Source organism: Ruegeria sp. YTSA075 (genome assembly GCF_059610245.1).
Genome location: NZ_JBXWNG010000026.1, coordinates 1 through 19,705, shown reverse-complemented (window position 1 = coordinate 19,705; position 19,705 = coordinate 1). Strand labels below are relative to the sequence as shown.

The following is a 19,705-nucleotide window of genomic DNA, read 5'->3' as shown; positions in this document are numbered from 1 at the left end:
ATATACCCCTGAAACTCAGGGGCTTGAATCACGCAGCCGAAATGGCGGCAACCAAATTAATGGGTCCAGAACCTAGGAACCCAGATAAGTGTTCTTTATCCCAAACAAACCCGGCTTCTCCCATCGCTGGTGAGTATTTGTAGCCCTCAACGGCGCTAGCTTCTCGGCCCCAAACACCAAACATCGTTGGGCCCACTTTTTTCTTACCTTCGTCAACTGCATGACATGCGGCAGATTTTTTGAAAAATTTTTCGTTTGCCGCCGCGTCGCCTTCTGCAGCAACGCTTTATCTAGGGCGCTCAAACGGTAGTCGATAATCGAATTAGTTAGATCAATCTGGCCATCATAGAAGACGTTCTCTGTGAATTGGAGGAAGCAATGAGAGTCAACGTACATTTAGCACCGATCCTTAATGATTGATCCTGATTGCTGCGAAAAATGAGTTTGAAATCTGTAATTCTTAATTCGGTTGGACGTCCGGATTCGTGAATTCCGTTGCGGCGCAATAAATTACACGCGGCACATGCGAGCATTTTTTGCGTCAGCAAAAGCGGCATGAGCAAAAGTCAGGTTTGTCTGCTCCTCGATGATCGATCCGGCTTGCGGCGAAAAGGCGGTTTGGATTTAGCTGAATTTTACACCGATGAATGACCTCAATCGGGAAATCCTCTGCGATGCAACAAATAGCGCGCCGCGCCCGCGAGGAGTTTCTGCGTCAGCAAAAGCGGCGTGAGCAAAAGGCGGCTGTGTCCCGCGACCCGTGAATTCGAACCCCGTGATTGCTGCGCTGAACAAGAATGACTGGTTCTTACGCTGCGTTGTAGCATCAGTATGGATGCAAATGCAGCGATTTTTCCGCTGCGTGCGTTTGCAGCACGAAGTTACAATGACCGAGCCGGGCTCTCTGCCGCCATTCTCTGCGAGGTGCCCCGACCGGAGGTATGAGCCCTGTGCCGTCATTCATCACGGTGTCGGCCTTCGCTCAGGCGACCTCTTTCTGCGCCAGCAACACGTTGTTTTCAACAGAATCGGCGGACAGCAGACCTTCGCTGCAATCAAAAAATTTTCTTTGATTGTGACAGGTTTCGCATTCCGAGCAGAATTGGAATCGAACTATTTGACAATAGGAAGCTGAAGCGTAACGCTTGCTCCTTTTTCGACTTGGTTGATCGCGACCACTCCTCCGTGGCGCTTCGCTACAGCTGAGACAATCGACAACCCTAAACCGCTACCTTCGGAATATTCCAGCTGCGAAAACCGGCTGAATGCAGCTTTGCTTTGATCGGGCGAAAGGCCTGTTCCATCATCGGCCACCGTTAGTTCGACTTTCCCGCCGTCACAGCGCAGCACAACTGAAATTCGGCTCAACTTTGCGCCGCCGTGCTTAACTGCGTTGTCCAGCAGGTTCTTTATGGCCTCGGTCAAAAACAGCTGATCTCCCGAGACCAGGATCGCTGTATCCGGCATGGCGACCTCGAAGTCGATCCCTTTCGCAAGGATCGAAACCCCCATCTCTGCGCAGGCTTCCTCGACGACCAGGCGGAAATTGATTTTAGCCATCTGATCCTGATGCGTAGGTTGCCGTAAACGCTCCAGCGACAATAGCTGTTCTGCCACAGTGGCCGAATTCTTTGCGGCTGCCACAAGCTCGACAATGCGTTTGTCCTTGTCCTCATCCGTTTTTGCATCTCGCAGAGCCTCGGCCATGGATTGGACTGCGGCTGCCGGATTTCGCAGCTGATGCGCTGCTTCTGAGATAAACACTTGATGGGCGTTGATGCTGTGTTCGACTTGCCCAAACAGACGGTTCAGCGTTCGAACAATGCCATGGACTTCGACCGGGACCGGGCGTTTGATCTGGCTGAGGTCGTCGGGCGAGCGCAGGTCAATCGCGTCCTGTAAATCCAGCAACGGCCGCAGGCCGCGCGCAACGCCGAACCAGACGACAAAGGCAAGAGTGGCCATCAGGATGCTCATCAGGATCGCTGCACGGATCGACAATTCGTTGGCAAAGGCGTTGCGATCCGCGATGCGTTGCCATGCCGTGACCGTCGCATCCCCGACCAGATTGCCCAGCGTGACCCGTTCGGTCATTTTAAGCACACGCACTGGTTCGTCTCGATATACAGCCTCGAAGAACTGCGGTTGGTAAACGTCCTGCTCTGACGGGTTTGCTGAGGCCGGAGGGTATGCATACCCGGTCACGTAGATGCCGCCGGGTCCGGTCACGTGATAGAAAATCTCTCCACCCGATGCATCGCGGATTAGGCTGCGCGTGGTCGGTGACAAGGCATCACCTTCTGACACCGCCACATCGCGCGAGATTGCCAGGCCGGCGGATAACAGGCTGTCGTCGAAAAGTTCCTGCGCCGTTTTCTGCGCAACAGTGAAGCGCCAGTAGCCAAGTAGGATTGCGAGTAGAACCAAAGGCGTCAGGATCAAAACGAACAACCTAAGCCTGAGCGAGCCATGCCTGGTCACTTCTGCACCTCAAGCAGGTATCCAAGACCACGCGCCGTTTTGATCTGAATGCCAAGGTTCCGAAGGCGTTTGCGCAACCGCGATACATGCGGTTCAACGGCTGAGTCCTCGACATCCGCGCCCACGCCATAAACATAGTCGGTCAGCTGGCTTTTGGGGACGATCCTGCCGCGTCGTTCCAGCAGACATTCAAGCACAGCCATTTCCCGGCGTGGCACGTCCAAAACTTGGCCTTTTGCGCTGACCTGCCGTGCGGTGCGGTCAAACTCGAGGTCTCCGATGATCTCGCGCGCGCCGTAGTCCAGTTGTTTGCGGCGCGACAGGGCACGGATGCGGGCCTCAAGCTCGTCCATCTCGAATGGTTTGACCAGATAGTCGTCAGCGCCCATATCCAGACCCGAAACCCGGTCACTGGTTTCGGTGCGCGCGGTCAGCAAAATGACGGGGACGCTGTCTCCCCGATTGCGAAGCGAACGCAGGATTTCCAACCCTGACCGGCCCGGTAAGTTGATATCCAGAACGATCAGGTCCGCCCCTTCCTGCTCCAGATACAGCTCGGCCGCATCGCCATCCGTTAGCACATCTGCGGCATGACCACGATCGCGCAAGCGGTAGGCAATAGCGTTTGCGAGGGTCTCATTATCCTCGACGATGACGATCCGCATTCGGGCTCCTGCAAGTTTCGTGCAAGGTTGGCGCTCCATGATTGTCAGATGGGAGGGGGAATCAACCCCACAATTCTATTTGCGATCACGGTGGCACAGAAGACGCCGACGTGGTTGTCTGGTCAACAGGGAGGAACCAATGGCCATTTCCAAATTTACCCGCCGCGCCGTCGTGGGGCTGATCGCCGCCGCCGGAATCGCAGCACCTGTCGCCGCCGAGGTTGATTTTTCGGGCAAGACCATCGAATGGGTCATTCCGTTCTCGGAAACGGGTGGTTCCGCCAAGTGGGCCAATTTCTTTGCACCGCTTCTGTCCGAGGCGCTGCCGGGTCAGCCCACTGTAGTGGTCAAATTCATGCCCGGCGCAGGGTCCACCAAAGGCGCGAACTGGTTTCAGGAGCAAAGCCACGATGACGGCACCTTGTTGTTTGGAACATCCGGCTCAACCCAGTTTCCCTATCTTCTGAGCGACCCGCGCGTGCGTTACGAATATAACGACTGGATTCCGGTCATGGCATCGGGCACTGGTGGTGTAGCCTATCTTAATGCCGAGGACGGTGCCAAGTTCGACGGGTCCGCGAACGCTCTGAAGGACACCAGTTTCATCTACGGCTCGCAGGGAGCGACCCGTCTGGACCTCGTTCCACTGCTGGCATGGCAGATGTTGGGCATGAATGTTGAGCCCGTCTTCGGCATCAAAGGTCGTGGAGACGGGCGCCTGATGTTTGAACGCGGCGAGGCCAATATCGACTATCAAACCTCCTCTGGCTATCTGGGCGGGTCTGCCCCGCTTGTCGAGGCTGGTAAGGCCGTGCCGATGATGACATGGGGTGCGCTGGATGCCGATGGCAATATCGTGCGCGATCCGACTTTCCCCGACATTCCGACCTTCAAAGAGGTCTGTGAGGCCACCGATGGCTGCGAAACCAGCGGTGAGGCATGGGACGCATGGAAAGCCTTCTTCGTCGCGGGCTTCCCAGTTCAGAAATTGGCCTTCTTGCCAGGGGACACGCCGCAAGAGGTGGTCGATGCTTACACTGCAGCCTTCCAGGCAGTGACCGAGCGTGGCGACTTTGCGGACATCTCCTCCAAGCGTGTAGGCAAATACCCTGTTTTCGTGGGCGACGGCTCTAAGACAGCGCTTCAAACTGCAACGAGCGTGGATGACAACGCCAAGCAGTATGTCCTGAACTGGCTTAAAGACTCCTACGGCGTCGAGCTGAACTAAGCTGGCCGGTCACGGCGCGTGCCCTCTCACACGAGGGCCGCGCCATCTGAATTCTATAAATTTGAATGAAAGGCGGCCGCAATGGAGGCTTTCGCCACAGCTCTTCCTGCGCTTGGTGATGCGTGGGCTCTGATCCTGCAACCTATCGTTCTGGGCTATCTTGTGCTCGGCGTTGTCATGGGGCTGGCCGTTGGAGTTTTCCCGGGGCTCGGCGGCATTGCTGGTCTGTCTCTTTTGCTGCCATTCATGTTTGGCATGGACCCGATCCTGGGTCTGGCGCTGATGATCGGGATGGTTGCCGTCGTTCCGACCTCAGACACATTTGCATCGGTTCTGATGGGGATACCAGGCAGTTCGGCTTCGCAGGCGACCGTGCTTGACGGCTTCCCGATGGCAAAAAAAGGAGAGGCCGCGCGGGCGTTGTCTGCTGCCTTTGCTTCATCCTTATTCGGTGGTCTCGTTGGCGCGACCTTCTTGACCATGTTCATCCTAGTCGCGCGTCCGATAGTGCTGGCCTTCGGTCTGCCTGAGATGCTGATGATCACTATTCTCGGCTTGTCGATGGTTGCCATTCTGGCAGGTCGCATACCGTTAAAAGGGGTTGCCGCCGCTGGATTAGGACTGATGGTCGGTACGATTGGTGAGGCCGATGCGGGTGGCTCGCTGCGAATGGCGACATATGACATTCCTTATCTGACCGATGGCCTGAAACTCGTCATTGTCGGTCTGGGAATCTTTGCCGTACCCGAGATCGTTTCGCTGCTGCGGCAGGATCGCTCGATTGCCAAAGGCGCCTCGTTGGGCGCTGGATGGCTGGATGGCGTCAAAGACTGGTTTGCGAACATCTGGCTCTCGGTTCGCTGCTCGATCATTGGCGTGATCGTTGGCGTCATTCCAGGCCTTGGCGGCTCGGTTGTTGACTGGATCGCTTACGGCCATTCGGTGCAATCCACAAAAGACAAAAGCAATTTCGGCAAAGGTGAAGTGCGCGGGGTCATCGGCCCGGAAAGCTCGAACAACGCCAAGGAAGGTGGCGGTCTGGTGCCGACACTTCTGTTCGGCATCCCCGGTTCCGGCTCAATGGCGATCTTCATCGGTGCGGTTGCTCTGTTGGGATCGGGTGATATCGAAGTCGGTCCGAGCATGCTTCAGGACAATCTCGACATTACATATTCTATCGTCTGGCTGTTGGCGCTGGCCAATGTGGTGGGCACCATCCTGTGCATCGCGGCCTCGGGCGGGATCGCCAAGCTGACTACGATCCGCTTTACTTATCTCGCCCCATTCCTGTTCATGTTGATCAGCTTTGCGGCCTTCCAATCCGGTCAGAATTTCGAAGACCTGCTGGCCCTGTTTGTGATCGGTTTGATCGGCATCTTTCTGCGCCGTTTCGACTGGTCGCGCCCGGCCTTCCTGATCGGTTTCGTTCTATCGAATCCGGTTGAGAAATTCACAAATCAGGCCTTCCAGATTGCATCATTCCGCTTCCGTAAAAGCTTTGGTGAAGGGATGGAATATGTATTCAGCCCCATTGTCATCGTGCTGATCGTGGTCACCGTTGTTTCGGTCATTCTGGGCATCCGGCAGGCCAAGATGATCATGGCCGAAGGTGACGTGCAGGCCGGTACGAAGCGCGCGCCGCTAATCTTCCTGTTGGTGATAATGGCTTATCTGATCGTCGCGCTGGTCAACGCCAATATGATCCCCGACTACAATATGACCGACAAGATCATCCCTCTGGTGATCGGCAGCGTCTCGCTGGTTTGCTGCGTGATCCTTCTGATCCAGATGATGCGACGGCCCGAGGGTGATGCGATTTTCGCCGATAAGGAAATCGCCGGTGAGGACGCCAGTGCACCCCATGGATTGTGGTCCACGCTGGCGTGGTTCGCAGGTCTGATCGCGGCGACATGGGTGGTTGGATTCATCCTTGCATTGCTGGGCTTCCTGATCGCGTTCTTCCGCATCCGGGCCGGGGCCAGCTGGCAGATGGCGCTGATCCTGACCGCCTGCGGTATCGGCTTCATGTGTCTGATGGCGGGCGCGCTGAACCGGGATTTCCCACCGGGTCTGTTGCAGGACATGGTCAGCCTGCCGTGGCCGCTGAAATGAGCAGTCCGTTGATGCTGCCCGGCCTGAGCAACAGGCCGGGCAGAAGTAACACCACACCACGTTGGCAGGGGGACACCCGATGACCCAAACCGCAATCCCATATATCTTTATGCGCGGCGGCACCTCGAAGGGTCCGTATTTCCGCCGCTCTGATCTGCCCGAGGATCTGGACACTCTGGCCAAAGTGCTGATCGCCACAATCGGAGCCGGGCAATCGCTGAACATCGATGGCATCGGTGGCGGTGCAGCGGTGACCACCAAGGTTGCGATGCTGTCGGTCAGCGAGGATGACTGGGCCGATATCGATTATTTCTTCGCGCAGGTTGCGGTCGAAGAAAAACTGGTCGATTTCAAACCCACGTGTGGCAACATCCTGTCTGGTGTCGCCCCCGCTGCCATCGAAATGGGACTGTTCGAACCCAAGGGTGATGAAACCGAAATCCGTATCCGGGCGGTTAACACCGGGGCCCGCGTTGTGTCCCGGGTTCAGACACTGGGGGGAAAGCTGACTTACGAGGGTGATACGGGCATTGCCGGAGTTCCGGGCCAGTCTGCTCCGGTGCAGCTGAGTTTCATGGGCGTCGTCGGATCAGCCACGGACGCTTTCCTGCCCACGGGCAACCTGCGCGATACGGTTCAGGGGATCGAACTGACCTGCATGGACGTCGCCATGCCAATGGCTATTGCCCGAGCCGCCGATTTCGGGTTGACGGGCTATGAAAGTGCCGAAGATCTGGACGCTAACCGCGCCTTTTTTGACCGGATGGAGGCCGTTCGGATCGAAGCAGGGGAACGGATGGGGATGGGGGATGTGTCGAAGTCGGTGACCCCCAAATTCGGCCTTGTCGCGCCTGCCAGAGAGGGCGGAACGCTTGCGGTGCGGTATTTCATGCCGTGGAACACCCATCCGACCATGGCGGTCACCGGTGCGCAGTGCATGGCGTCCTGCGCTTTGACGCCCGGTACGATCGCGGACGGTTTGCTGGATCGCCCGACGACAAGCCCGGCTGAGGTCGTGCTGGAGCACGCATCGGGCAAGATCGACGTGTTGGTGGACTTCACCACCGACCACGGGTTCACCGTGAATTCTGCGGGCCTTGTGCGGACTGCGCGCAAGCTGGCGGACGGGCATGTTTATGTGCCGCAATCGGTGTGGAAGGGGAGTTGATCGGGTAATCTTAAAATAGTATACTATAGTATACATTAAAGGAGGTCACGATGGACAACTTTTCGGAATGCCTCGAAATCGCGCGTCAGGAACTTAGGTTGGCACAAGCGGCGTTGCGGCGGGATATGGCCGCCTACCCAACGCCAATCGCGGGGTGCGACGAGCAATTCAACCATTTGCTGGACCAGAGCGAACGTGTCCGAAACGCGCTGGCTGCCCTCGACGTGCAGCACTTTGTGCCGACGCCAAGAAAACTGACCACCGGGCAGAGTATTGAAAGCCGATGAAAATACACATTCTTGATGACTGGTTCGACACGCTGCGCGGCTTGCCGTGTTTTGAGAAGCTCTCCGGTCATGATGTGACCGTTTGGACGGATCATGTCGAAGATACGGACGCCTTGGCCGTGCGTTTGCAGGAGGCTCAGGTGCTGGTGCTGTTCCGCGAGCGTACCAAAGTCACTCGTGCCTTGCTGGAAAAGCTGCCGAACTTGCGGCTGATCAGCCAACGCAGCGTCTATCCTCATGTCGATGTTCCAGCCTGCACAGATCAAGGTGTTTTGCTGTGTTCGAACATGCATGGCGGCACGCCGTCTTATGCCGCGGCCGAACTCACTTGGGCGCTGATCATGGCGGGGATGCGGGATTTGCCTGCGCAGATAGCCTCGGCCAAGGCAGGGCATTGGCAGGCCGGCGTGGGCAAGACCCTACGTGGTCGTCAGCTCGGGCTTTATGGCTACGGGCGTATCGCACGCGCGGTTGCGGGGTACGCCGGGGCGTTCGGGATGAATGTGGTCTGGTGGTCATCCGAGGATGGTCGGACGCGCGCACACGCAGATGGCGCTACGGTCGCGTCGAACCGCGCGGCGTTCTTTGCCGAAAGCGATATCGTCTCGGTCCATGTACGCCTGAAACCGGACACGCGTGGGATCATCACCGCATCAGATTTTGCACAGATGCAGCCTGGGGCGCTGTTCGTGAACACCTCACGGGCCGGGCTGATTGCTCCGGGCGCTTTGCTAGAGGCGCTCAACGCCGGTCGCCCCGGCAAAGCCGCAATTGATGTGTTCGACACCGAGCCGCTGACAGACCCGACCGATCCGTTGCTGGCGCATCCCAACCTGATCGCGACGCCGCATATCGGCTTTGTGACCGAGGATGAGTTCGATCTGCAATTTGCCGACATCTTCGATCAGGTGAACGCTTATGCCCAAAGTGTTCCGATCCACATGATCAACCCCGAGGTTTGGACCACCGCAGAATAAGGTTGGCGGCGATCGGCGCACCGATGATCACCAATACGATCCTTGTCAGATGATGCGTGATCACAAAGCCCAGATCCGCGCCTGAAACGATGGCCAGCACCGTCATCTCTGCCTGCCCGCCGGGGGCGAAGGCCAGAAATGCCTCGACCGGTTTTCCAAGTCCTAATGTGGTGACAACGGCAGTGAACGCCGCCGCCAGCACGGCCAGAACAACCACGTAGGCGCAGCCTGCGGCAACGACCTTGCGCAATTCCACCCAAGTAACACCGACAAATTTCACCCCAATCCCGCAACCGATGAAGAACTGCGCCACCAGGATGGCCTCGCGCGGGGGGCGGGTATGGATGAAGTCTCCGAGGGACAAAGCAGCCGTCAGTATCATCGGTCCCAGAATGGACGCACCGAATAGGCCAATGCGCTCGCCGCCTTTCCAGCCGACAAATGCCGCCAGCACCATCAAGGCCAATTCACCTAGCGGGATGTCGCGCGCGGGCTCTCCGATTGGGTTGGTTAGCTGTGCGTCATAGAACACGGTCAGGAATAGCGGAGCTAACGTCACGATGATCAGCACGCGCGTGCCATGGATCAGGGACAGGGTGCGCGGGTTTGCCCCGGCTTCGGTCCCGAAGATGATCATGTCCTGCAACCCGCCGGGCATGGCCGCGTAGAATGCGGTTGTTGTATCGAAGCCCCAGACCTTGCGGAAGAATGGCACGCCGACAAGCGCGATCAACAGGATGAAGAACGGGATCAGTGCAATCGACGCGGCCATTTTCGGCAATTCGGCAAATAGGGCCGGTGTGATTGACGCCCCCACCGCCACGCCCAAAATGGTGCGCGCCGCGACCGAGACCTGCCCGAACCCCTGCATCGGCGCATGGGCCAGCGCCGCCACCAGACAGGCGCACATCGGGCCAAACAAAAAGGGCAGTGGCAAGTTCAAAGCCCAGAATACCCCGGTCCCCAGCACCGCAAGCGCAAAGGTTACAGCTTTTTGTTTCGCTGCAGAGGGTGCGTTGATCTGGGTGGACAAAGTGCCGATTCCGGTGCGGTTGACTAAATATGTATCCAAATGTATACAGATGGACGCAAGAATACAAGTGAGCGCGCTATGACCTTTCAGGACGACCCGTTGCAGCCCGGCCCGCAAGGCAATTCCGCGTATCAGCGCCTGCTGGAGGAAATCCGCGAAGGCAGCCTGCTGCCTGGTGAACGGCTGCGTGAGATTGAGTTGTCCGAGAGGCTGGGTGTCAGCCGCACGCCTGTGCGCGAAGCGATCCGACAGCTGGAAGCGGATGGGTTGGTCACGCATATTCCCCGACAGGGCGCAACGGTGCGCAGCCTGGACTACGCCGAGGTGATGGAGCTCTATGAGATGCGCGCTGTGCTCGAGGGCACTGCGGCCCGTCTTGCAGCCCGTGCGGCGTCGGATGTCGAGCTGGAGGAGCTGGATGTGCTGAACGACAGGTTGGCCGAGGCGGGCACCGGCCCGGAGGCCGCGCGGATCAACCGGATTTTCCATGCGACGCTTCTGGATGCGGCCAAGAACCGGTTTCTGGCTAAGTCCATATTGTCTCTGCAAAAGGCACTGTTGATCCTGGGCCCGTCGCAATTGCTGGATGGGGACAGGGCCGAGGCCGCGGTGGCTGAACATCGCCGCATCATGGCCGCCCTGAAAGCCCGTGATGGCGCAGCGGCGGAGACTGAGATGCGCGCACATATCCACGCGGCACAACGCATGCGAATCCGAGCGTTGCAGGATCGCGACCGCTCAATCGACGAAAGCCAGTAGGTAGACAGGATATGGCCACCCCAAAGGAAGCTTACGATATCGCTGTGATCGGTGGCGGCAATGCGGCTCTCTGCGCTGCGATGACTGCCGCTGAGGCCGGCGCGCGCGTTTTGATCCTTGAAGCGGCGCCAAAACCTTATCGCGGCGGAAACTCCCGCCATACGCGCAATTTTCGGTGTATGCATTCGGGCCCGTTGGGCCCGCTCGTCGAGGCGTATAGCGAAGACGAATACCTCTCGGATCTGCTGAAAGTCACCGGTGGTAAAACCGACGAACATCTTGCCCGCCTCGCAATCCGGACGTCGGAAGAATGCCTGCCGTGGATGCAAGAACACGGGGTTCGGTTTCAGCCGTCGCTCTCCGGTACGCTGTCATTGGCACGGACCAATGCGTTTTTCATGGGGGGCGGCAAATCTCTGGTGAATGCCTATTACCGGACGGCGGCGGGGCTGGGTGTTGATGTGCTGTATGAGGCCGCCGTCACGCATTTGGAACTGAATGGTGATCGGATCGAGTGGGTCGATTACACCTATGAAGGCCAATCTCATCGGATCACGCCCGAAGCGGTCATCGTTGCCTCCGGCGGCTTTCAGGCCGACACAGATTGGCTCACCCGCGCCTGGGGTGAGCCTGCGAAGAACTTTCTGATCCGGGGAACGCCGTACAACCGAGGCGTGGTCCTGTCTGATCTGCTGGACCTAGGAGTAGAAAGCGTCGGTGACCCGACCCAATGCCACGCCGTGGCCATCGACGGGCGTGCCCCCAAATTTGACGGCGGCATCGTCACCCGTCTGGACTGCGTGCCGTTCTCCATCGTCGTGAACAAGGACGCCCAGCGGTTCTATGACGAGGGCGAGGATGTCTGGCCCAAGCGCTATGCGATCTGGGGGCGTCTGGTGGCGGCGCAGCCGGATCAGGTGGGTTATGCCATCATCGACGCCAAGTCGCTGAATCTGTTCATGCCGTCCGTGTTCCCTCCGCTAAAGGCGAACACGTTGGACGAATTGGCCGGGATGATGGACCTGCCTGCGGACAAACTGAAAGCAACCGTCAGCGCATTCAACGCCGCCTGCGGTGACACCAGCGGGTTTCATCCGACCGAACTGGACGGGGTGGCGACCTCGGGGCTGATCCCGCCCAAGACCAACTGGGCGCGCCCGATCACCGAACCGCCGTTTTACGGCTACTCGCTGCGGACCGGCGTGACCTTTACCTATCTTGGGTTGAAGGTTGACGAGACGGCCCAGTGTTCGACGCCCAGCGGTAAGATCAAAAACCTTTGGGCGGCCGGGGAAACGATGGCCGGGTCGATCCTTGGGCAAGGCTATCTGGCGGGCTTTGGCATGACCATCGGAACTGTCTTTGGACGCATCGCAGGACGAGAGGCCGCCGCTTATGCAAACTGATCTTATTCAGGAAGCCCGCCGTCAGGCCGAGATCTGCAACGCCTGCCGCTATTGCGAGGGCTATTGCTCGGTCTTCCCGTCGCTTCATGCGGAACGCGCGTTCTCGGATGGGGACATCACGCAATTGGCCAACCTGTGCCACAACTGCCGAGGCTGTTATTACGCCTGTCAGTACACCGCCCCGCACGCGTTTGACCTGAACCTGCCCAAGGCGCTGGCCGAAGTGCGGCGCGACAGTTGGGAGAGATTCGCCTGGCCGCAGCCGCTGGCACGCCGGTTCCACACCCATGGCGGGGCCATCGCTCTGGCGCTTGTGGTCGGATTTGCCTTGTTGTTCTGGGCGACCCGCGCCATCGGCTCCAGCGGAAGCGAAGGGTTTTATGCCGTCCTGTCGCATAACGCGATGGTCGCGATCTTTGCGCCTGCATTCCTGCTGCCTTTGTTCAGTATCGCCTTCAGCCTGAGGCGTTACTGGACCGAGGTTGGCGGCAAACCGATCCAGATGTCTGATCTGATGGCTGCGCTCAAACGCGCGGGCAAGATGCAGGAACTGGCTGCAGGACATGGCGAGGGTTGTAACTTCGAGGACGAAGACCGTTTCAGTCAGCGCCGACGCCACATCCACCACGCCATCATGTATGGCTTCCTGCTGTGCTTTGCGTCGACCTCGGTGGCGACGATCATGCACTATGGCTTCGGAATGCTCGCGCCTTACGGATTCTGGTCATTGCCGAAACTGTTCGGGATTTCCGGGGGGCTGCTGCTGACGGTGGGGTGCGGTGCGATGGCGCTGCTCAAGCAAAAGTCAGACCGAGACCTCGGCGATCCGTCGGCCTGGGGAGGGGATATCGGCTTGATCCTGTTGCTCGGGTTTGTGGGGCTCAGCGGGCTGGTTCTTTATGCCCTCGGTTCAACGCCTCTGATGCCCGCACTGCTGACCATCCACCTCGGATCGGTCCTGACCTTCTTCCTCCTGACGCCTTACACAAAAATGGCTCACGGTTTCTATCGGGTTGCGGCGCTCATCCGGGACGCGCAACGGAAAAGAGATGTGTCCATGGTCTGTTAACAGGCTGTCGCGTCAGAGTGAGCAGAAAGAACATGCAAAAGGATCAAATATGATAGAGAAGAACGCTGCGTTGCAGCACTTCGAGTGGGTTCTGTCGCAGTTTTCTTTGAAGGCTGATGAGATCGCGCAGGCGGGTCTAACCAAAGCTGTTCAGCATCTTGTTAATAGCTTTGATGCTAGCAGAGTTGGGCTTAGATTTTGCGATAAACTAACGTGGTGTTCATAGAGTTGGGAAGTTGATCCAGTACCGTCGCGATTTGAGCATGCATTGGTGATTTCTGGCAAACCGGATCAGTCGCGGCGGCATCACCGGACAGCGCGAGCGCTTGACACCGGCAGCCACCAAAATCCACTTCTTTGCGGTCGCAACTCTGACAGGGCTCGGGTAGCCAATCGGTTCCGCGGTATATGTTAAAAGACTCGCCTTGGTACCAGATTTCCTTAAGGCTTTTGTCTCGGACAGTATCAAAGTGGATATGTTTGATTGTCTGGGCCGCGTGGCAAGGCAAGACGGTGCCATTGGGCGTAACGTTCAGGCCTGTTGAACCCCAGCCGCCCATACAGGCTTTGGGATAGTCCGAATAATAGTCAGGCGGTACAAAATCGAAGGCAAGAACACCCTTAAGACGCTGGGCGGCATCGGCAACGGTATTCTTTACCATTTGGGTTTGCTCGCGGGTTGGCAGCAAGGCGGATCGATTTTCCAAAGCCCAACCGTGAAACTGAACGCAAGCCACTTCTAGTCGGCGCGCTCCAAGTTCCACGGCCATTTCAATTGTACGATCCAGATCGTCCAGGTTTTGACGGTGCATAACGGCATTCAATGTCAGCGGAATGCCCCGCGCGCTGACCTCTTTGGCGAAGATCATCTTGCGATCAAAACCTCCGCGATACCCACCAATCCGATCGGCCAAAGCCGCGTTGGTGCCTTGCAGCGACAGCTGGATGTGATCCAGTCCAGCCGCCTCAAGGCGATCCAATCGCTTTGGCGTCAAACCTATGCCCGACGTGATCAGATTGGTATAGAGCCCGGTGGCTGCGGCGGCCTCGGTCAACTCTTCCAGATCGCGGCGTGATGCGGGTTCGCCGCCGGACAAATGCAGCTGTAACACGCCCATGTCGTAGGCCTGTTGGAACACGTCTTTCCACGCGTCGGTGTCCAGCTCGGTTTCTTTGCGCTCCAGCTCGATCGGATTGCTGCAATAAGGGCAGCTGAGCGGGCAACGATGGGTCAACTCTGCCAAAAGTGCGACGGGTGGTTGCACACTCATATCCGCACCATCAGGTACAATCGGCTGCGAAGGGCCTGCAGAAATTGCTGAACATCCTGTGCGATTTTATCGATCGGTGCGTTATAGGTTTCAGCCAGATCGGCAATGATCTGATCGAAACGGGTGTCGCCATCGATTCTTGTAAGGATCGCGACACCGATCTCATCCAGTTCGATCACTTTTTCCGGGGCCATCAGCACCGTGCGATTGCGAACGTTGTCGCGTTGAATTCGTACACCGCGTGGCAGATAAGGGCGATCTTTGGGGAGCAGTTCGAGTGTCATGCCAGACCTTCCCCGGGTGTCCACGCTCCGGGAGGGATCAAGCCGGGTTCGACATAGGCCCCCCAAAGCGCATCGAGCTGAGCCCAAAGGACATTGGTTTTGAAAACCAGAGCCTCACAGGCCATATCTTCTTTTTCAGACGTGTCGGCATGATCGAGCACCCAATTCAGGCCAAACGCCACATCTTTGGGCGCCTGGGTCAGGCGCTTCTGGAAATAGGACAGGCTATCTGAATTCGCGAAGTCGTAATGTTCCAGAAGTCCTTCAATCCGTTGCTCGTGGATTTTTGGTGCAAACAATTCCGTCAGTGAGGACGCAACGGCCTGAAGAAGCGGTTTTTCCCGGACATAATGCACATAGGCATCCACGGCGAACTGGGTCGCTGGAAGGATGCCTTGGCCGGACGCAACATAGTCAGGGTCCAATCCCACTGCCTCGGCCAGCTTGAGCCATCTTCGGATGCCGCCACCCTGGTCAACGCCACCGTCGTGGTCTTCGATCCGGGTACGCCACTCGCGTCGGATATCGGGATCTGTACAGCGTGAGATAAAAGCTGCGTCTTTCATCGGAATGGCTGACTGATAGGCCCATCGATTTATCACCCAGGCACGCACCTGATCAGGTGTACACTGCCCGCTATGAAGCCGATGATGAAACGGGTGCTTATCATGGTAGCGCTCAGCGCCGATCTGGCGCAGGCGGGCTTCCAGCGTTTCACGGCTCATATGGTGATCTCCTGCCCGTCGTAAGCGATGGACCAGCCCGCGTTCTCGACAAAAGCTCGCTCTGGCCCGTTGGGCTGCAGCATCGGGTTGGTGTTGTTGATATGTATGAATGTCTTGGCTGCCCGGATGCCTTCTAGCTGAGCGATTGAACCATTGGGCCCGCTGACAGATATATGGCCCATGCGTTGCCCGGTTTTGATGCCGGTTCCCGTTCGGATCATTTCGTCATCATCCCAAAGTGTGCCATCAAAGAACAGCTGATCCCCATCTGCGATCTGAGACAGAAGGTCCGGTGTCACCTGCGCACATCCGGGGATGTAATAGGCGACCTTGTCGCTTGCGCTAAGTCGTACGCCGACTGTTTGTTCTCCGATCAGGTCGGTCTGCACTGTGCCGTCTTCCATGAACAAAGGCACTTTGCCGGGGACTGCAAACAATCTTGCCTGAAGCCCATCCTGAAGATCAAAATCTTGGTCCAGAGAAATTCGTCTGCGATCTACTTTCGCCCGGTTCACCGCATCGAAGATCCGGTTGATTGAAAGCACATCCAGAATGTCGCCTGTTGCAAACAGGGTAAAAGGGGTTTGTTCACGCAGACTGAGCAAACCTGCAATATGGTCGATATCTCCGTTGGTCAGCAGAACCGAGAGAACCGGTGTATCGCGCAAAGACCGGGGGTGCATTTGGGGATTGTCGAACATCTGCTGCCGAATATCCGGCGAGGCATTGAGAATGCTCCAATTCACACCGTCCGGCGATACCGCCAAAGAAGATTGACCGGAAGGCGGTATAAGCCCTTTACGAGCATCCTCGCAATTCCGGCAACCACAATTCCATTGTGGCAGTCCACCGCCTGCGGAAGCCCCAAGAACCAGAAAATGCACTTTGGGCCCCCGCTGAGTTCAAGTGATTAAAACAGGTCGCGCTCGTGCTCGCGGCCTTCATCCTCGGACGGAGAGTACATGTTGATCTCCATTCCGCAGTTCACTTCTTTCAGCTTCGGTGTGCTCCAAGTCATGATCGTTCCTCCCATGATCAACTGGTTTCTTCAAAACCTACAGTTCGAGCCATCCGTGGAAAATGATGCTTTGGTCGTAGGAATTGGCAATAGTTTCTGTGGTCCGGGAATTCGCGTCAACAGTCTTAGGGTCGTAGATACATTGCTTAAGACTTTTGTCGAATGTCCTGCCAAAGGGTGGAAAGTTACTCTGCCGCACATGCGCGTGTTTCAATTTATGTTGGTGTTACTGCTTGGCAGCGTTGCGGCCATGGCCGAGCCTTTGCCGCGTGAACAGATCGAACCCTACGTACGGGCACCGATGTCGCTGGGCGAAGCTTTGAATGAAGATGGTGTTTACAGTTTGCTGAACTCGGGTGGTGCAGAGGTGGGATATGTGTTTGAATCCGAGCCTCTAGCACCATTGCCCGGCTTTTCCGGAGCACCCATAAATTTGCTTGTTGTTCTGGATTTCGAGGGGCGATTCCTGGACGTTCAACTTATTGAACACAACGAGCCGATCTTTGTATCCGGTCTCGGAGAGGCGCCGTTCCACAAGTTTTTCGAACAATATGGTGGGCTTTCGATATCGGATTCCATCGTGGTTGGCACGCCGTATGGAGATGGTGCCTCCGGGTCGTCTCTTGTGTATTTGGACGGGGTCACAAAAGCGACAGCCAGCGTTCGGATCGCGCATGAGTCAGTTATGGGGGCCGCTTTGGCCGTCGCGCGCGAGAAAATGAAGGGGTTGGCAACATCGCCGCCGGCATTTCCGAATCCCGATTACGAAGAGAATTTGACCTGGCAGGATTTAGTTGATCAGGGCATCGCGACGCACAAAGTAGTTACCAATGCCGAAATCGACACTCTGTTCGAAGGCACCTTGTGGGAAGATGACGACCCCGAGGCGCAGGACTATCCTGAAGACCCCTATCTTGATCTCTGGATTGTGGATCTGGGCCCCAAATCCATCGCCCGTGCGGCATTGTCTGAAGACAGTTTTGAAGAGCTGCAGAACTTTATGGAAATCTCAGACAATGACGAACCCATCCTTCTGATCGAAACTGCCCGCCACGGACTGGTCAGCGATGATTTTGTACGCAACACCGCACCGGACTGGATCGCGGCCGAACAGGGTGGGCTTCCGGTCGCGTTGCGTGATGCAGACCTTCTGGTTGAGCTGTCAGATAACATGCCGGACGGAGTCGCCATGATCTTGCGGACGGATCGCAGGTTGGGATTTGATCCTGCAAGTGAGTGGGTGCTTAAGGTTCTGGCGGTGCGTGAACACGGTATGTTTCAACCCGAAACGGGCTCGGTGACACTAGAGGTACCTCACAGCACGCCCGAACGGTTTTTTGACAGGCCAGTACAGGTCAAACCAGCGCCGCCCTGGCTGGAAGCGCTGCGGAACCGCCAGGCTGATATGATCGTATTGGGGGTTTTCCTGACCGGGTTCGTCGGTGTTTTGGGCCTGCGGATGAACGCGTTTGCGGCTCGACCGCTGTTTACCCCGTTGCGTCTTGGGGTTCTTGCCATTGTCACAGGCTTCATCGGCTGGTGGGGACAGGGTCAGCTGTCAATCGTTACGGTTCTGGGGTCTCTGCGCACGGCCTTGGAAGGCGGAAGCTTTGCGTTTCTGCTCTACGATCCCTTCTCGCTTTTGGTTTGGGCGGTGGCACTGGCTGGCCTCGTGGCGTGGGGCAGGGGGCTATTTTGCGGCTGGCTGTGCCCGTTCGGGGCGTTGCAGGAATTTGCCCATCACCTGGGTAAAGCACTGCGTATCCCACAGATCGAACCCTCGCCAAAATGGGACAATCGGTTGAAATGGCTGAAATATGCCATTCTTCTGACGTTGATATCGGTCGTCTTCATCGCCCCGGATCAGATTGACAAAGCAGCCGAGGTCGAACCTTTCAAAACCGCGATTACAACCTACTTTGTCCGCGAGTGGTATTATGCGGCCTACGCGATATTCTGGCTGGTGCTGAGCATGGTGTTGTTCAAGGGGTTTTGTCGCTACGTTTGCCCCCTGGGGGCCTTTATGGCGATCGGAGGATTGCTGCGCGGTCGCAATTGGATCGAACGCCGCGCCGAATGCGGTTCACCCTGTCAGCTCTGCAAGGTCAAATGCAAATACGGCGCGATCCGGAAAACCGGCGAAATCCAGTATGATGAATGCTTTCAATGTCTTGACTGTGTCGCCATTCACGATGACCAAAGCCGCTGCGTGCCGCTGATCATCGCAGCGCGGCGCCGGGGCCAAGGGGTGGCTGCGCGATGATGAACCGACGGCGCTTTCTCGCCATTTCCGCTGCCGCCCTTGCGACACCTGCACAGGCGCGTCCTTTCCAATGGCAAGGCTATGCCTTGGGGGCCGAGGTCCGCCTAACCCTCGAAGGTGATCCTGACGCAGCACAGGACGCGATTTTGCAGGTGCAGTCCACGCTAGAACGGTGTGAGGCGCTCTTTAGCCTCTACCGTCCGGACTCAACCTTGTCACAGCTGAATCGCATGGGGTATCTGAGCGATCCTGCTGCAGATTTTCTATCTCTACTCGCGGTCAGCGATACCGCATACAAACTGACCGGAGGACTGTTTGATCCGACGGTCCAGCCGCTTTGGGTGGCCAGCACCTCCCAAGAGATCAAAGCAGCAAAGCGACTCGTTGGTTGGGATCGGGTGAGTGTTACCGGGTCTCGAATTCAGTTGGATCGGGGCCAATCTCTGACTTTCAATGGAATAGCTCAAGGATACGCTACAGACCTTGTCGCGCGCGTGCTGCGTCAGTCCGGGTGGACGAATGTGCTGGTCAATGTCGGAGAGTTCCACGCCGGAGGCCGCATCTGGAACCTGGGCGTCTCCGACCCGCTGCATGGTTTGGTTGAAACAATCCGACTGCGGGATCGCGCTGTTGCAACCTCCAGCCCGTCGGTGGCACAGACGCGCTCGGGTGCTCCGCATATTCTAGACCCAAGCGGCACACGCGCGCCGCAATGGTCCACGGTCAGCGTACAGTCGTCGAACGCGACGATTGCTGATGCGTTGTCGACGGCTTTCTGTTACGCGAGCAAAGCGGAAATCCGCTCCGTTCTTACTGAAATCGACAACGAAACCACCGCTATTTGTATTCACCCAAACGGTACTGTGAGAGCCCTGACTGGATAAAAAAAGCCCCGGAGAACCGGGGCTTTGCTTTGTTTATTGGTTTTCTATCAACAGGCCTGGACTGCGCGTTTGGTC

18 protein-coding genes are annotated in these 19,705 nt (G+C 57.3%); 10 read left to right on the top strand and 8 right to left on the bottom strand.

Translation table 11 applies throughout. The features are described from left to right. Nucleotides 1–1,113: 1,113 nt before the first annotated feature. Together AC2FGE_RS20580 and AC2FGE_RS20575 are read right to left on the bottom strand one after the other, a co-directional pair. Nucleotides 1,114–2,481, bottom strand: a complete 1,368-nt coding sequence (locus AC2FGE_RS20580; protein ID WP_496821192.1) for a sensor histidine kinase — start codon at nucleotides 2,479–2,481, stop codon at nucleotides 1,114–1,116. Then, a complete protein-coding gene (locus tag AC2FGE_RS20575) occupies nucleotides 2,478–3,146 on the bottom strand; it encodes a response regulator transcription factor (RefSeq protein WP_496821191.1) in 669 nt (222 codons plus the stop codon). The genes AC2FGE_RS20580 and AC2FGE_RS20575 overlap by 4 nt, the downstream gene beginning before the upstream one ends. Nucleotides 3,147–3,285: 139 nt before the next feature. On the opposite strand from AC2FGE_RS20575, the gene AC2FGE_RS20570 reads away from it, so the two are divergent. From AC2FGE_RS20570 to AC2FGE_RS20550, 5 genes are all read left to right on the top strand, one after another. Further along, on the top strand, nucleotides 3,286–4,374 hold the full coding sequence (locus AC2FGE_RS20570) for a tricarboxylate transporter (RefSeq protein ID WP_496821190.1): 1,089 nt from the start codon (nucleotides 3,286–3,288) through the stop codon (nucleotides 4,372–4,374). Nucleotides 4,375–4,455: 81 nt separating this feature from the next. After that, on the top strand, nucleotides 4,456–6,486 hold the full coding sequence (locus tag AC2FGE_RS20565; RefSeq protein ID WP_496821189.1) for a tripartite tricarboxylate transporter permease: 2,031 nt from the start codon (nucleotides 4,456–4,458) through the stop codon (nucleotides 6,484–6,486). A gap of 79 nt (nucleotides 6,487–6,565) precedes the next feature. Next, entirely contained in the window at nucleotides 6,566–7,654 is a 1,089-nt protein-coding gene (locus AC2FGE_RS20560; RefSeq protein ID WP_496821188.1) for a 4-oxalomesaconate tautomerase, read from the top strand. A 50-nt stretch (nucleotides 7,655–7,704) separates the two neighbouring features. Continuing rightward, nucleotides 7,705–7,941 carry a hypothetical protein gene (locus AC2FGE_RS20555; protein ID WP_496821186.1) on the top strand — a complete coding sequence of 79 codons (237 nt, stop codon included), beginning with the start codon at nucleotides 7,705–7,707 and terminating at the stop codon, nucleotides 7,939–7,941. After that, nucleotides 7,938–8,918: a D-2-hydroxyacid dehydrogenase family protein gene (locus AC2FGE_RS20550; protein ID WP_496821184.1), complete on the top strand. Its 981-nt coding sequence runs from the start codon at nucleotides 7,938–7,940 to the stop codon at nucleotides 8,916–8,918. Before AC2FGE_RS20555 ends, AC2FGE_RS20550 begins: the two co-directional genes overlap by 4 nt. Here AC2FGE_RS20550 and AC2FGE_RS20545 read toward each other — a convergent pair. Continuing rightward, nucleotides 8,887–9,939: an AbrB family transcriptional regulator gene (locus tag AC2FGE_RS20545; RefSeq protein WP_496821193.1), complete on the bottom strand. Its 1,053-nt coding sequence runs from the start codon at nucleotides 9,937–9,939 to the stop codon at nucleotides 8,887–8,889. The genes AC2FGE_RS20550 and AC2FGE_RS20545 overlap by 32 nt on opposite strands. Before the next feature lie 90 nt (nucleotides 9,940–10,029). On the opposite strand from AC2FGE_RS20545, the gene AC2FGE_RS20540 reads away from it, so the two are divergent. Genes AC2FGE_RS20540 through tcuB form a run of 3 tightly spaced genes read left to right on the top strand, consistent with a single transcriptional unit; the run spans nucleotide 10,030 to nucleotide 13,185 of the window. Continuing rightward, on the top strand, nucleotides 10,030–10,710 hold the full coding sequence (locus AC2FGE_RS20540; RefSeq protein WP_496821183.1) for a GntR family transcriptional regulator: 681 nt from the start codon (nucleotides 10,030–10,032) through the stop codon (nucleotides 10,708–10,710). A gap of 11 nt (nucleotides 10,711–10,721) precedes the next feature. After that, the gene (gene tcuA / locus AC2FGE_RS20535) at nucleotides 10,722–12,116 is read left to right on the top strand and encodes an FAD-dependent tricarballylate dehydrogenase TcuA (RefSeq protein WP_496821181.1); all 1,395 of its coding nucleotides are present in this window, start codon (nucleotides 10,722–10,724) and stop codon (nucleotides 12,114–12,116) included. After that, entirely contained in the window at nucleotides 12,106–13,185 is a 1,080-nt protein-coding gene (gene tcuB, locus AC2FGE_RS20530) for a tricarballylate utilization 4Fe-4S protein TcuB (protein WP_496821180.1), read from the top strand. Before tcuA ends, tcuB begins: the two co-directional genes overlap by 11 nt. Before the next feature lie 191 nt (nucleotides 13,186–13,376). Here tcuB and pqqE read toward each other — a convergent pair whose 3' ends face one another. The 5 genes from pqqE to pqqA are packed head-to-tail and all read right to left on the bottom strand — an operon-like array spanning nucleotide 13,377 to nucleotide 16,483. Continuing rightward, nucleotides 13,377–14,456, bottom strand: coding sequence for a pyrroloquinoline quinone biosynthesis protein PqqE (pqqE, locus tag AC2FGE_RS20525; protein WP_496821179.1), 1,080 nt, complete (start codon nucleotides 14,454–14,456; stop codon nucleotides 13,377–13,379). Next, nucleotides 14,453–14,740 (bottom strand): pyrroloquinoline quinone biosynthesis peptide chaperone PqqD, encoded by a 288-nt coding sequence (gene pqqD / locus AC2FGE_RS20520; protein ID WP_496821177.1) that lies wholly within the window; start codon nucleotides 14,738–14,740, stop codon nucleotides 14,453–14,455. The genes pqqE and pqqD overlap by 4 nt, the downstream gene beginning before the upstream one ends. After that, complete coding sequence (pqqC, locus tag AC2FGE_RS20515; RefSeq protein WP_496821176.1) at nucleotides 14,737–15,465, bottom strand: pyrroloquinoline-quinone synthase PqqC; 729 nt, start codon at nucleotides 15,463–15,465, stop codon at nucleotides 14,737–14,739. Before pqqC ends, pqqD begins: the two co-directional genes overlap by 4 nt. Next, nucleotides 15,462–16,349 (bottom strand): pyrroloquinoline quinone biosynthesis protein PqqB, encoded by an 888-nt coding sequence (pqqB, locus tag AC2FGE_RS20510; protein WP_496821175.1) that lies wholly within the window; start codon nucleotides 16,347–16,349, stop codon nucleotides 15,462–15,464. Before pqqB ends, pqqC begins: the two co-directional genes overlap by 4 nt. 26 nt (nucleotides 16,350–16,375) lie before the next feature. Then, complete coding sequence (gene pqqA / locus AC2FGE_RS20505) at nucleotides 16,376–16,483, bottom strand: pyrroloquinoline quinone precursor peptide PqqA (protein ID WP_170537497.1); 108 nt, start codon at nucleotides 16,481–16,483, stop codon at nucleotides 16,376–16,378. A gap of 217 nt (nucleotides 16,484–16,700) precedes the next feature. On the opposite strand from pqqA, the gene AC2FGE_RS20500 reads away from it, so the two are divergent. Both AC2FGE_RS20500 and AC2FGE_RS20495 read left to right on the top strand, forming a co-directional pair. Next, nucleotides 16,701–18,746 (top strand): 4Fe-4S binding protein, encoded by a 2,046-nt coding sequence (locus tag AC2FGE_RS20500; RefSeq protein ID WP_496821173.1) that lies wholly within the window; start codon nucleotides 16,701–16,703, stop codon nucleotides 18,744–18,746. Beyond that, nucleotides 18,743–19,630: an FAD:protein FMN transferase gene (locus tag AC2FGE_RS20495; RefSeq protein ID WP_496821172.1), complete on the top strand. Its 888-nt coding sequence runs from the start codon at nucleotides 18,743–18,745 to the stop codon at nucleotides 19,628–19,630. Before AC2FGE_RS20500 ends, AC2FGE_RS20495 begins: the two co-directional genes overlap by 4 nt. Nucleotides 19,631–19,705: the final 75 nt, after the last annotated feature.

Excerpts from the sequence above, each read along its gene's own strand:
- AC2FGE_RS20565 (WP_496821189.1), top strand. The coding sequence starts at position 4,456 with ATGGAGGCTTTCGCCACAGCTCTTCCTGCGCTTGGTGATGCGTGGGCT.
- AC2FGE_RS20560 (WP_496821188.1), top strand. The coding sequence starts at position 6,566 with ATGACCCAAACCGCAATCCCATATATCTTTATGCGCGGCGGCACCTCG.
- tcuA (WP_496821181.1), top strand. The coding sequence starts at position 10,722 with ATGGCCACCCCAAAGGAAGCTTACGATATCGCTGTGATCGGTGGCGGC.
- pqqD (WP_496821177.1), bottom strand. The coding sequence starts at position 14,740 with ATGACACTCGAACTGCTCCCCAAAGATCGCCCTTATCTGCCACGCGGT.
- pqqE (WP_496821179.1), bottom strand. The coding sequence starts at position 14,456 with ATGAGTGTGCAACCACCCGTCGCACTTTTGGCAGAGTTGACCCATCGT.
- AC2FGE_RS20555 (WP_496821186.1), top strand. The coding sequence starts at position 7,705 with ATGGACAACTTTTCGGAATGCCTCGAAATCGCGCGTCAGGAACTTAGG.
- tcuB (WP_496821180.1), top strand. The coding sequence starts at position 12,106 with ATGCAAACTGATCTTATTCAGGAAGCCCGCCGTCAGGCCGAGATCTGC.
- pqqA (WP_170537497.1), bottom strand. The coding sequence starts at position 16,483 with ATGACTTGGAGCACACCGAAGCTGAAAGAAGTGAACTGCGGAATGGAG.
- AC2FGE_RS20500 (WP_496821173.1), top strand. The coding sequence starts at position 16,701 with ATGTTGGTGTTACTGCTTGGCAGCGTTGCGGCCATGGCCGAGCCTTTG.
- AC2FGE_RS20540 (WP_496821183.1), top strand. The coding sequence starts at position 10,030 with ATGACCTTTCAGGACGACCCGTTGCAGCCCGGCCCGCAAGGCAATTCC.
- AC2FGE_RS20550 (WP_496821184.1), top strand. The coding sequence starts at position 7,938 with ATGAAAATACACATTCTTGATGACTGGTTCGACACGCTGCGCGGCTTG.
- AC2FGE_RS20575 (WP_496821191.1), bottom strand. The coding sequence starts at position 3,146 with ATGCGGATCGTCATCGTCGAGGATAATGAGACCCTCGCAAACGCTATT.
- AC2FGE_RS20570 (WP_496821190.1), top strand. The coding sequence starts at position 3,286 with ATGGCCATTTCCAAATTTACCCGCCGCGCCGTCGTGGGGCTGATCGCC.
- AC2FGE_RS20495 (WP_496821172.1), top strand. The coding sequence starts at position 18,743 with ATGATGAACCGACGGCGCTTTCTCGCCATTTCCGCTGCCGCCCTTGCG.
- pqqC (WP_496821176.1), bottom strand. The coding sequence starts at position 15,465 with ATGAGCCGTGAAACGCTGGAAGCCCGCCTGCGCCAGATCGGCGCTGAG.